Below are 11,953 nucleotides of genomic sequence, written 5' to 3'. Positions count from 1 at the left end.
AGCGTGTCTCGACTTCGCTCGACACGAACGGAAATAGAGGATGGTCTGGAATCCACCCCAATTCAGCCGTCCTCCTTCGGAGGGCGCCCGCGCTTCGGCGCTTCGGACTGTTTGACGCTGACGCCGCGGCGGGCCAGCGCCTCGCGCAGCAGGACTTCGATCTCGGCATTGGCGCTGCGCAGGTCGGCCGCCGCCGCCCGCTCGATCGCGGCGTAGAGTGCCGGATCGAGACGGAGGGCGAAGGCTTTTTTGGACTGCGCCGCCATCGTCCGGCCTCAATAGAGCGAGCCGGCGTTGACCACGGGCTGGGTGTCGCGCTCGCCGCACAGGACGACCATCAGGTTCGACACCATCGCCGCCTTGCGCTCGTCGTCGAGGTCGACGACATTCTTCTCGCTGAGCTGCTGCAGCGCCATCTCGACCATCGTCACCGCGCCCTCGACCAGCTTCTTGCGCGCCGCGATCACCGCCTCGGCCTGCTGGCGGCGCAGCATCGCGCCGGCGATTTCCTGCGCATAGGCGAGGTGGGTGAGGCCGCATTCGTCGACGGTAATGCCCGCGACCTCGAGCCGCTCGATCAACGCCTTGCGCAGTTCGACCCCGACTTCGTCGTGATTGCCGCGCAGCGTGATTTCCTGATGTTCGATATCGTCATAGGGGTAGCGCGAGCCGATCGAGCGCACCGCGGCCTCGATCTGCGCCATCACGAATTCCTTGTAATCATCGACGTCGAACAGCGCCTGCGCGGTGTCGGTGACGCGCCACACGACCTGCGCCGCCATTTCGACCGGGTTGCCGCGCAGATCGTTGACCTTGATCTTGTCCGAAATGACATTGTTCGCGCGCACCGCGATCTTCTTGCGCGTCAGCCATGGCAGCACCCAGCGCAGCCCCTCCACGCGGTCGGTGCCCTTATAGGCGCCGAACAGCTGGATCGCGGCCGCCTCATTGGGGTTGATCAGATAAAAGCCGCACAGGATGAGCGTGCCCGCGATCGCCGCAAGAACCACGATCACCCATTTCCATACGAGCTGAACGTCCGCCGTCCCGTTGGTGATGCCCGCCCACAGCGCGGCCCCGAGCAGCGCCAGCCAGATCAGCAGCATCAGATAGCCGCTCTGCGTCGCGGCGCGCGTCTCGCGGCTGCGATTCAGCGCCGGTGCCCCACTTTCGACCATATGTCCCTCCGATTCATTCGATATAATGATGATATCATATTTATATCGTTTTCAACGGCGGTCAACCGGGATTTGCGTGCGGCGGGATGAGGGCGGATTTCCTTCGAAGTGGCCCTTCCGTCTCCGCCTACGCGTCCACCATCGCGTGATATTCGGCCTCGGCGAGGAAGCGTTCGGCGTCGAGCGCGGCCATGCAGCCCATGCCCGCCGCCGTCACCGCCTGGCGATACACTTTGTCGGTGACGTCGCCCGCGGCGAAGACGCCGGGGATCGAGGTCAGCGACGTGCCCGGCGTCACCTGAAGATAGCCGTCGCCGTCGAGCGGCAGCTTGCCCTTGAACAGCTCGGTCGAGGGGCTGTGGCCGATCGCGACGAAGCCGCCGTCGGTCGGCTCGTGGCTCGCCGCGCCCGTTTCGGTGTCGATCAGGTCGACGCCGACGAGACCCGACACGCCTTCGCCCGCGACGAAACGGTCGACGCGCTTGTTCCACAAGACCTTGATCTTGGGATTGGCGAACAGGCGGTCCTGCAGGATCTTTTCGGCGCGCAGGTGATCGCGGCGATGGATCAGCGTCACATCGTCGCTGTGGTTGGTGAGATAGAGCGCTTCCTCGACCGCGGTGTTGCCGCCGCCGATCACCACGACCTTCTTGCCGCGATAGAAGAAGCCGTCGCAGGTCGCGCAGGCCGAGACGCCCTTGCCGCCGAGTTCCAGCTCGCCCGGAACGCCGAGCCATTTCGCCTGCGCGCCGGTCGCGATCACCAAAGTTTCGGCAAGATAGACGTCGCCGCCGTCGCCGGTCAGCTTGAACGGCCGCTGCGACAGGTCGACGTCGACGATCGTGTCCCAGATCATGCTGGTGCCGACGTGCGTCGCCTGCGCGGTCATCTGTTCCATCAGCCACGGGCCCTGGATCACCTCGGCGAAACCGGGGTAGTTTTCGACGTCGGTGGTGATGGTGAGCTGCCCGCCCGGCTGGAGACCCTGCACGACGATCGGCTTCATTCCCGCGCGCGCGGCGTAGATGGCGGCCGACAGGCCGGCGGGGCCGGAGCCGAGGATGAGCATCTTGGTGTGGTGGGTGGCGGGCATGACGGTCTTTCTGATCCGGTGCGGGATCGCACAGATGGGTGTTGCCAACCGCGCTAGCAAGGCTCACCTTCGCCGCCAAGGGGAGTCGGACATATGGCGAGCTGGTGGGAACGGCACGGGGTGCCACGGCTGATCAAATGCGCCTGTTCGCAGGGCCAGATCATGAAGGCGCGCAGCAAGGTCGTGCCGCACGCGGCGGGCGACGTGCTCGAACTCGGCTGCGGCGGCGGCATCAACATGGAATTTTATGACTGGAACCGGGTGAATAGCTTCACCGGGCTCGACCCCTCGCCCGAACTGCTCGCGATGAGCCGCGCCGCCGCGCAGGAGCGCGGGATCGAGGCGACGATCGAGGGTGGGGTCGGCGAGGCGATGCCGTTCGAGAGCGGCCGCTTCGACACGGTGGTGACGACGTTCACCCTCTGCTCGGTCGCCGACCAGGCGGCGGTGCTTGCCGAAATCCGCCGCGTGCTGAAACCCGGCGGCACCGCGCTCTTCCTCGAACATGGCGGAGCCCCCGATGCGGGAGTCGCGAAATGGCAGCGGCGGATCGAGCCTTTGTGGAAGCGCATCGGCGGCAATTGCCATCTGACGCGCCCGATCGGCGATGCCTATGAGAAGGCGGGTTTCGCGGTCGAACGGCAGGGCGCGGCCTATATGCCCAAGACGCCGCGCCCGTTCGGCTGGGTCGAATATGGAGCAGCGCACGCGGCGCATTGAAATCTTCGACGGGAGGATGGCGGGATGGTTCGTATCTGGCTTTTCATGCTCGCCGCGCTTTTCTTCCTTGCGCCGACGGGTGCCGAGGCGCGCAAGGTCGCGCTGATCATCGGCAACAGCGACTATGCGAACACCAGCCACCTCACGAACCCGGCGAACGACATCAAGCTCGTCGCGGCATCGGCGCGGCAAGCCGGGTTCGACGACGTCACCCTCGCCCCGGACCTCGCGGTCAACGAGTTCCAGAAGGCCATGCGCGATTTCCGCGCCAAGGCCGACGGGGCCGAAGTCGCGATGGTCTATTTCGCCGGACACGGGATCGAGGCGCAGGGCAAGAACTGGCTGATCCCGACCGATGCGCAGCTCAAGTCCGACCTCGATCTGCCCTATGAGGCGATCAACCTCGACCGGATGATGGAGGCGGTGCCGCGCGCGCAGATCCGCATGGTGATCCTCGATTCGTGCCGCAACAATCCGTTCGGCCGCACCTGGCGGTCGGGAACGCGCGCGGTGGTGAACGGGCTCGCGGGGGTCGAGGCCGACGACGTGCTCGTCATCTTCGCTGCGGGACCGGGACAGACGGCGGCCGACGGCACCGGCGCCAATTCACCCTTCGCGATGTCGCTCGCCAAACGCCTGCCCCAGCCCGATCTGCCGGTGCAGTTGCTCGGCGGCGCGATCCGCGACGATGTGCTTGCCGCGACCGGCGGCCAGCAGCGGCCGTTCGTCAGCGCCAGCATCACCGGGACGCCGGTTTACCTCGTCCCGCGCGGGACGAACGCGGGCGGCGGCGACCGCGCCGCGCTGGAGAATTTGCTCTGGAAGGGCGCGGTTGCCGAGAACAGTATCGGCGCGTTCCAATCCTATCTGGCCGAATTTCCGGAAGGCAGGTTTGCGGCGGAAGCCAATGCGACCATCGCCCGGCTGACAAAGGACCCGAAAGCCGCGCCGGTGGCCGCGATCCCCGCTGCCGCCGCGCGGCCGGCCGGCCCCAAATATATCCTATCGAACGTCCGCGTCGATTGCGTGAAGCTGACCGGACGCCTCGGGCTCGGCCTGCCCGACCAGCTTTTTCTGCGCTTCAACACCGGCGAACGCTTTCCCGAGGGAAAGAGCGAGATCTTCTCGATCAAGAAGGGCGAAAGCTGGGTCGTCGACCGGAACTTCGCCTTCGAGCAGCCGGTCAGTTTTCAGCTTCGCGAATTCGACGACATCGGCGGCAGCGACCATATCGGAACCGTCGATCTCGGCAGCGAGGCGGGGACCTTCACGAAGGTGCTGACGGGGGATGCGAGTGACTATCGCGTGACCTATACGCTGACGATCGGGTGACGCCGCCGCAGCGTCAAAAGCTCAGTTCCTTATAGATATTCGACAGGTCGTGGTGCCACGGCCCTTCGTAACGGTCGAGCAGGTCGTGTGCGGGCGATTTGCCGCTCTTGGCGATACGGCGCAGCGGTTCGAGGAAGCCGACCTCGTTGTCGCCCATCGAATTGACCTCGCCGCGCGCCGCGAGGCCACCCGCAGCGATGTCCAGAACGCGGTGCGCGAGCTCGCCCACCGTGCCGCCGCCGGGGGCAGGGGCGTCGAGCCCTTCGCTCGGGACCGCATCGCGCAGCGTCTGCTGCTCTTCGATGCTCCAGTTCTTGACGAGGTCCCAGGCGGCGTCGAGCGCCCCCTGATCGTAGAGCAGCCCGACCCAGAGCGCGGGCAGCGCACAGATGCGGTTCCACGGGCCGCCGTCGGCGCCGCGCATTTCGAGGAAGCTCTTGAGCCGCACTTCGGGGAAGGCGGTCGAGAGATGGTCGGTCCAGTCCGAAAGCCGCGGCAACTCGCCGGGCAGCGCGGGCAGCTCGCCTTTCAGGAAATCGCGAAAGCTCTGCCCCGCGGCGTCGATATATTTGCCGTCGCGGAAGACGAAATACATCGGCACGTCGAGCATATAATCGACATAGCGGTCATAGCCGAAGCCGTCCTCGAACACGAAGGGCAGCATCCCGGTCCGCGCGGGGTCGGTGTCGGTCCAGATGTGGCTGCGGTACGACATATAGCCGTTGGGCTTGCCGTCGGTGAAGGGCGAGGCGGCGAAGAGCGCGGTCGCGAGCGGCTGGAGCGCGAGCGACACGCGGAATTTCTGCACCATGTCGGCCTCGCTCGCATAATCGAGGTTGGTCTGGATCGTGCAGGTGCGCAACATCATGTCGAGGCCCATCGTGCCGACGCGCGGCATATGGTCGAGCATGATCTTGTAACGCCCTTTGGGCATGCGCGGCAGGTCGTCGCGGGTCTTGTCGGGCCACATGCCGAGCCCGAGGAAACCAAGGCCGAGCTCGGCGCCGACTTCCTTCACCTGTTTCAGGTGGCGGCCAGTCTCGGCGCAGGTCTGATGCAGATTTTCGAGCGGAGCGCCTGACAGCTCGAGCTGGCCCGCGGGTTCGAGGCTGATCGCGCCGTCGCTGCCCGAAAGCGCGATGACGTTGCCCCCTTCGTAGACGGGCTCCCAGCCGAAGCGGGTGAGCGCCATGAGAAGGTCGCGGATGCCGCCGGGCTCGTCATAGGAGGGCGCGCGGTGGTCGGCGGTGCGATAGACGAATTTCTCGTGCTCGGTGCCGATGCGCCAGCGGTCCCTGGGCTTTTCGCCCTTGATCATGGGGGCCGCGAGCTGATCGCGGCTTTCGATGACGGGATCGTTGCTGTCGGAGGCGGTTCGCGTGCTCATTTTCGCGCATTTAGACTGTTCGGTACAAAATACAATCGGGGCCGTTGCGGCCGCGATCGGACCGATGCCGGGAGTGATCGGCAGGGTAGCAACGGCGGGTCCTGCCTTCAGGCGGGTTTGGTCGCACCCCGCGCTCTGTCCACTGGCCCCCACGCCGGCGACATCGGCTCCGGTCCCGCCGTTGCATGCACGGCCTCTACAATCGGCGCTGCTAATTTGAAGTTAATAGCTTCCAGTTTGGTGGCAATATTGTCCAATATTGGGACAGATTAGCGCCAGTCGCCATGCAGCCCCATCCACAGGCCGATGGCGGCGATCGCGGCGGTTTCGGCGCGCAGGATGCGCGGACCGAGCGCGATGCGGCGGACTGCCTCATGCGCGAGGAGCAGGTCGCGCTCGCGCGGGGTAAAGCCGCCCTCGGGGCCGGTCAGAATCGCGGCGGGCGGCGCGGCAGCGACCGCGGCGAGTGGCGCGCCGCCTTCCTCGTCGGCGAACAGCAGCGCGCGGGCCGCCGGCCATTGTTTGAGCAGTTCGGGCAGCTTGACCGGCTCGGCGAGTTCGGGGAGCGCGGTGCGGCCGCACTGCTCGCAGGCCTCGACGATCTGCGCTTCGAGCCGCTCGCGCTTGACCCGCTCGACGATCGTGCGTTCGGTGATCACCGGCTGCAGCCGCGCGATGCCGAGCTCGGTCGCTTTCTCGATGATCCAGTCGAGCCGGGCCTTCTTGACCGGCGCGAAGCAGAGCCAGAGGTCGGGCACCGCCTCGCGCGCGCGCGTCCGGCGTTCGATGCGCACGGTCAGCGAGCGCTTGCCGGCATCGGCGATCACGCCCAGCCATTCGCCGCTCCGGTCGTCGAACAGCAGCAGCGGGTCGCCGGGGCGCTGGCGCATGACATGGAGCAGATAATGGGCCCCCGGACCTTCAATGACCGGGGCGGCATCGAGGCCGAGCGGCTGGTCGACGAACAGGCGGGGCGTGCTGGCGGGCGGCCAGGCGGGAGTCGCGGGCATGAGGGCGCGATAGCAGAGGATGCGGCGCGGCGCATCTGCCGCTGTCGATTGGGCTTGCCGCGCGACCGTGCCGCACCCCTGTCCCGATTCGGGGCAAAACCCGCGGAAATGCGCGAACTGCGCCGCCGCCGATTAGCGATTTGGTAAGCAGTTTCCCCCTAGGTGCGACCATTAGCAGTCGCGCATCTGGGTGGGTGGCGCCTCTGGCTAGAGGGGTTTTGACCATGCGAGGGATCGTTTTCAGCCGCCTGCGGGCGGCAACCTCGAAATTTTCGGGCGATCAGCGCGGCAACGCGATGATGTTGACCGCTGCCGCACTTTTGCCGGTGGTCGGCATCGTCGGGTCGGGCATCGACATCGGCCGCGCCTATATGACACAGCTGCGCCTACAGCAGGCGTGCGACGCCGGCGTGCTCGCCGGCCGCCGCGCGATGGCGGGCTCGGGTTATCTGGATCCTGCGAAGGCCGAAGCGAACAAGATGTTCAACTTCAACTTTCCCGCGGGCAATTACGGCAGCCGGGATATCGGCTTTTCCTCCTGGTCGGACAAGCCGTCCGACGTCGCCGGTCGCGCGACCGCGGTCCTGCCGACCGCGATCATGTATATCTTCGGCAAGACCCAGTTCGATCTGGCGGTGGACTGCACCGCGAAGCTTGAAATCTCCAACGTCGATGTGATGCTCGTCCTCGACGTAACCGGGTCGATGCGTGACAAGGCGGTCTCGACCGACACCGACACCAAGATCGTGGCGCTGCGCAAGGCGTCGATCGACTTCTTCGACATGCTGACCAAAGCCGATGTCGGCGACGGACGGCTGCGCTTCGGGGTCGTGCCCTATAGCTCGTCGGTGAACGTCGGGCAGATATTGATCGCAAAGAACGCCAATTGGATCGCAGACGAAGTCGAGCTCCCGTCGCGCACCCCGAAAACCAAGATCGTTTACGCCAATCCGAGCTACGATCCCGAGGTTTTTATCAGTGACACGCCAAATGCCGACGTGTTCGACAAGGATTTGGCCAAGTGCGACGGAACGCTTCCGACCGACACGACGCCACAGCCGGGTGATCCCGTCGCCAACCGGACCGAACAATTTGTCGATGCCGACGGCAATCGCGTTTCATACTATAATATCGAGCGAACTTACAGCTATTACAAATATAAAGAGTTCACGAACTCGAGTGGAAAATGCCGGGAGGGGCGCTACATTGCGAGTTTCAAGCGTAAAACGACGCAGACAGTCACCGAAACTCCAACCAAGGTGTTCGACGACAAATATATATACGACAATCGCAGTTTCGATACTCGTCCGCTGAAGACTGGATCGACGATCGAATCCGATACGGGCGACAAGGCCGGGCTGGTGACTACCAGCTGGGCGGGATGCATCATTGAGCGCGATACCAGTCCATTCGCGTCGAATCAGACGGCACCGTCGGATGCCTTGGACATGGACATCAACACGCCTCCAACGGTTGGCGATGTCGATACGCAATGGAAGATGTTCCTGCCTGACCTCACCTATAATCGCAATCAAGTCAGCCCGCTGACGACCTCGACCGACTATGACAATTTTGTCGAAAAGGGTGGCGACTATGCCGCCTGCCCGGTTCCGGCGATGAACCTGGAGACGATGACCCAGAAGGATCACGACAGGTTCGCGGGTTACATCAATACGTTGCAGCCCAAGGGTTATACCTATCACGACGCCGGCATGGCGTGGGGCGCGCGGCTGATATCGCCGAACGGATTGTTCGCCGATCAGAACGGCCCCTATAATGGCCGTCCGATCAGCCGTCACGTCATCTTCATGACCGACGGCGAGATGAACACGCCGCGGGCCAATATGTCCCACCAGGGGCAGGAACGCTCGATGCCCCGGATCGGCGCGACCAGCGATTCCGACGCGATCGCGCGGCACAACAACCGCTTCGTGCAACTGTGTCAGGCGGCGCGGCGCGAGGGGGTCACGATCTGGGTCGTGTCGTTCGGGGTCGGCAGCAACACCAACCTTAACAGCTGCGCGTCGTCGGGAGCTGCCTACGAGGCCGATGACGCATCACAGCTCAACAGCCAGTTCCAGGCGATCGCCCGCCAGATCTCCAAGCTGAGGCTGTCGCAATGAGCCGGCGTGTCGCCCTGCTTCGCCGCCTTCGCCGCCATCAGCGCGGCACGGCGATGATGGAGTTCGCGCTCACCGCGCCGGTCTTCCTGCTCCTTTTGATGGGGATCTTCGACTATTGCTGGCAGATGTACGCCCAGCAGGTGCTGCAAGGTGCGGTCGCCAAGGCTGCCCGCGACTCGACGATCGAGACCTATGCTCTCGATCAGTCGCAGCTCGATCAGCGCGTGCGGCTTCAGGTCCAGAGAGTGTTCAAAGGCGCCCAAGTGAGCTTCGACCGCCGCGCCTATGACGCCTTCAGCAACATGAAACCGCCGCGCGAGGTCGATTATGACCACGACGGGGTCGTGGATTGCGTGGAAGACGGCGGCAAAAGGGGCAATGGCGGCGCCGACGATGTCGTCAAATATACCGTCAAGATGCGCTTCGATCGCATTCTGCCCGTGTGGCGGATGCTGGGACAGTCCCAGAGCACGACCCTGACCTCGACCGCCGTGCTTCGCAACCAGCCGTTCGCCTCGGGCACCGATATCGTTCCGGAGACTTGCGGATGAACATGACAATTCTTCATCGCCTGCGCCGGGCGGCGCGGCGCCTCGCACGGGGAGACCGCGCGACGGTGCTCATCGAAATGGCCTTTTGCATCCCGCTCCTCGTACTGCTCGGCTTCGGCGGGCTGGAAATGGCCAATCTGACTCTGGTCAATACGCAGATCAGCCAGATCGGGCTGAACACCGCCGATAATGCCTCGCGCATCGCAGCGGGCAGCAATCTGGCGCAGCCGCAAGTACGCGAGGTCGATATCAACGAAGTGTTCGGTGGTGCCGATAAGCAGGCCGGTAACCTCGATCTCAAGGCCCGCGGCCGGATCATTCTGTCGAGCCTCGAGCAGAACAAACAGGGCGGTCAGTGGATCCACTGGCAGCGCTGCTACGGCGATATGAACGTCGCTTCGGCCTTCGGTCCCCAGGGGACCGGCGCGACGGGTACGGATTTCAAGGGCATGGGCCCCAAGGGGCGTGAGGTTACCGCCGCGTCGGGGACCGCCGTGATGTTCGTCGAGGTCATCTATCAATATAGGCCGCTGCTCTATGGAAAATGGCTCGGGCCGCGGACGATCCGGTCGGCGGCCGCCTACAACATCCGCGAACCGCGCGACCTGACGGGGCCGACAGGCGGCGACGGCGTCTACAATCCGTCTCCGGCAGCCACCAAGTCCGCCTGCTGATCGGCGCGACGCGCGCCCGGTCCTGCATTTATCTTGCCGGTATGCTCTGCTATCGCCCCGGCGCGCATGACCACGACCCATCCTCCCGACAGCCAGCTTGGCGGCTTCCTCGCTTTTCTGCCGGCCGGCGCGCGGCCCTATGCGCTGCTCGCGCGCTTCGACCGGCCGATCGGCTGGTGGCTGCTCTATTGGCCCTGCGCCTGGGGGCTCGCGCTCGCAGGCGGCGCGCAGAGTCACTGGCCGCTGTTCCTGTGGATGCTGCTGGGTGCGATCGCGATGCGCGGCGCGGGATGCGTCTATAACGATATCGTCGACCGCGACCTTGACGCGAAGGTCGCGCGCACCGCGTCGCGCCCGGTCGCGAGCGGCGCGGTTTCGGTGTGCAATGCCTTGCTCTGGACGCTGCTGTTGTCGCTCGTCGGCCTGGTCGTGCTGCTGCGTCTGCCGCTGCCCGCGCAGATCGTCGCGCTCGGCAGCCTGATCCTCGTCGCCGCCTACCCCTTCATGAAGCGTATCACCTGGTGGCCGCAGGCGTGGCTCGGCCTCGTGTTCAGCTGGGGCGCGCTCGTCGGCTGGATCGCGGTCGGCGGCGGAGAGGGGCTGGGCCTGCCGTTTCTCTACGCCGGCTGCATCGCGTGGGTGATCGGGTATGACACCATCTATGCGCTGCAGGACATTGAGGACGATGCGCTGGTCGGGGTGAAGTCGAGCGCGCGCGCGATGGGGCGCCATGTCCGCGGCGGGGTCGCCATCTGCTATGCCGCCGCGCTCGCCTGCTGGGCCGGGGCGCTGTGGGCGGTGCGGCCCGATCCGCTTGTCTTCGTGGCGCTGGTGCCGGCGGCGTTGCACCTCGCCGGACAGGTGGCGACGCTCGATCCCGCCGACGGCGCCGATGCGCTCGCGAAGTTCCGCAGCAACCGCTTTGCGGGGTTGCTGGTGTTCGCGGCGATGCTGGTGGTGGGCAGCGCGCCCTGACCCCTATTCGGCGGCGAGCAGTTCTTCCGCGCCGCCGAGGTCGACCGAGACGAGGCGGCTGACGCCCTTTTCGATCATCGTCACCCCGAACAGACGGTGCATCCGCGCCATCGTCACCGCATTGTGGGTGACGATCAGATAGCGCGTGTTGGTTTCGCGGCTCATGCGGTCGAGCAGGTCGCAGAAGCGTTCGATGTTGGCGTCGTCGAGCGGCGCATCGACTTCGTCGAGGACGCAGATCGGCGCGGGGTTGGTGAGGAAGAGGCCGAAGATGAGCGCGACCGCGGTCAGCGCCTGCTCGCCGCCCGAGAGCAGGGTGAGCGTGCCGAGGCGCTTGCCCGGCGGCTGCGCCATGATTTCGAGCCCCGCCTCGAGCGGATCGTCCGAATCGACGAGTTCGAGATGCGCCTGGCCGCCGTTGAACAATGTCGTGAAGAGGCGCTGGAAATGCTCGTTGACGGTCTCGAACGCGGCGAGCAGGCGGACGCGGCCCTCGCGGTTGAGGTTGCCGATCGAGCCGCGCAGGCGGTTCACCGCCTGCGTCAGTTCCTCGATTTCGGCGGCATTCCGCTCGCGTTCGATGTCGAGTTCGGCGAGCTCGTCGGCGGCGACGAGATTGACCGGGCCGAGCCGCTCGCGGTCGGTGATCAGCCGGTCGTGCTGCGCCGATTCGTCGCTGGCATCGCCGACGCTCTCCTCCTCGAAGCCCGCCTTCTTGGGGAGCAGCGGCGGGGGGCATTCGAAGCGCTCGCCCGAGAGGCGGCCCATCTCGATGCGGCGGAGCTCGGCATTTTCGGAGCGCGCGACCGCGCCGGCGCGCGTCTCGCGCGCCGCGGCGACGCGCTCGCGGATCGCGGTGAGCGCGGTTTCGGCTTCGCGGAGCGCCGCCTCGGCTTCGCGTTCGCGTGCT

11 protein-coding genes and 1 pseudogene are annotated in these 11,953 nt (G+C 65.5%); 6 read left to right on the top strand and 6 right to left on the bottom strand.

The annotated features are described in order from the left end of the window. Positions 1–62 precede the first annotated feature (62 nt). The 3 genes from ACE3SL_RS05335 to trxB all read right to left on the bottom strand — a co-directional run bounded on the left by ACE3SL_RS05335 (position 63) and on the right by trxB (position 2,271). Entirely contained in the window at positions 63–266 is a 204-nt protein-coding gene (locus ACE3SL_RS05335) for a toxin-antitoxin system HicB family antitoxin (protein ID WP_374524719.1), read from the bottom strand. Between the two features lie 9 nt (positions 267–275). Then, positions 276–1,178 (bottom strand): SPFH domain-containing protein, encoded by a 903-nt coding sequence (locus ACE3SL_RS05330; protein WP_374524718.1) that lies wholly within the window; start codon positions 1,176–1,178, stop codon positions 276–278. Between the two features lie 127 nt (positions 1,179–1,305). Beyond that, positions 1,306–2,271 carry a thioredoxin-disulfide reductase gene (gene trxB, locus ACE3SL_RS05325; RefSeq protein ID WP_374524720.1) on the bottom strand — a complete coding sequence of 322 codons (966 nt, stop codon included), beginning with the start codon at positions 2,269–2,271 and terminating at the stop codon, positions 1,306–1,308. Positions 2,272–2,364: 93 nt separating this feature from the next. On the opposite strand from trxB, the gene ACE3SL_RS05320 reads away from it, so the two are divergent. Both ACE3SL_RS05320 and ACE3SL_RS05315 read left to right on the top strand, forming a co-directional pair. Further along, positions 2,365–2,991, top strand: a complete 627-nt coding sequence (locus ACE3SL_RS05320; protein WP_374524717.1) for a methyltransferase domain-containing protein — start codon at positions 2,365–2,367, stop codon at positions 2,989–2,991. Between the two features lie 24 nt (positions 2,992–3,015). Continuing rightward, positions 3,016–4,323 (top strand): caspase domain-containing protein, encoded by a 1,308-nt coding sequence (locus tag ACE3SL_RS05315; protein ID WP_374524716.1) that lies wholly within the window; start codon positions 3,016–3,018, stop codon positions 4,321–4,323. A 13-nt stretch (positions 4,324–4,336) separates the two neighbouring features. Here the strand turns inward: ACE3SL_RS05315 and ACE3SL_RS05310 are convergent, their stop codons facing one another. Both ACE3SL_RS05310 and ACE3SL_RS05305 read right to left on the bottom strand, forming a co-directional pair. After that, positions 4,337–5,710 (bottom strand): glutamate--cysteine ligase, encoded by a 1,374-nt coding sequence (locus ACE3SL_RS05310; RefSeq protein ID WP_374524715.1) that lies wholly within the window; start codon positions 5,708–5,710, stop codon positions 4,337–4,339. A 269-nt stretch (positions 5,711–5,979) separates the two neighbouring features. Continuing rightward, the gene (locus ACE3SL_RS05305; protein WP_374524714.1) at positions 5,980–6,720 is read right to left on the bottom strand and encodes a 16S rRNA (uracil(1498)-N(3))-methyltransferase; all 741 of its coding nucleotides are present in this window, start codon (positions 6,718–6,720) and stop codon (positions 5,980–5,982) included. Positions 6,721–6,944: 224 nt separating this feature from the next. Between ACE3SL_RS05305 and ACE3SL_RS05300 the strand changes: the two genes are divergently transcribed. From ACE3SL_RS05300 to ubiA, 4 genes are all read left to right on the top strand, one after another. Then, positions 6,945–8,843 (top strand): pilus assembly protein TadG-related protein, encoded by a 1,899-nt coding sequence (locus tag ACE3SL_RS05300; protein ID WP_374524713.1) that lies wholly within the window; start codon positions 6,945–6,947, stop codon positions 8,841–8,843. Further along, positions 8,840–9,394 (top strand): TadE family protein, encoded by a 555-nt coding sequence (locus ACE3SL_RS05295; RefSeq protein ID WP_374524712.1) that lies wholly within the window; start codon positions 8,840–8,842, stop codon positions 9,392–9,394. The genes ACE3SL_RS05300 and ACE3SL_RS05295 overlap by 4 nt, the downstream gene beginning before the upstream one ends. Positions 9,395–9,396: 2 nt before the next feature. After that, positions 9,397–10,068, top strand: coding sequence for a hypothetical protein (locus ACE3SL_RS05290; RefSeq protein ID WP_374524711.1), 672 nt, complete (start codon positions 9,397–9,399; stop codon positions 10,066–10,068). 66 nt (positions 10,069–10,134) lie between these two features. Further along, a complete protein-coding gene (gene ubiA / locus ACE3SL_RS05285) occupies positions 10,135–11,043 on the top strand; it encodes a 4-hydroxybenzoate octaprenyltransferase (protein WP_374524710.1) in 909 nt (302 codons plus the stop codon). 3 nt (positions 11,044–11,046) lie between these two features. Here the strand turns inward: ubiA and ACE3SL_RS05280 are convergent. Next, positions 11,047–11,953: pseudogene (locus ACE3SL_RS05280) on the bottom strand (chromosome segregation protein); the annotation flags it as partial.

Origin of the sequence: Sphingopyxis sp., assembly GCF_041916015.1 — a bacterium.
In the GTDB taxonomy this organism is placed as follows: Bacteria; Pseudomonadota; Alphaproteobacteria; order Sphingomonadales; family Sphingomonadaceae; genus Sphingopyxis.
Note: the sequence above shows the minus strand (reverse complement) of the source record. Positions and strands in the feature narration are given on the sequence as shown.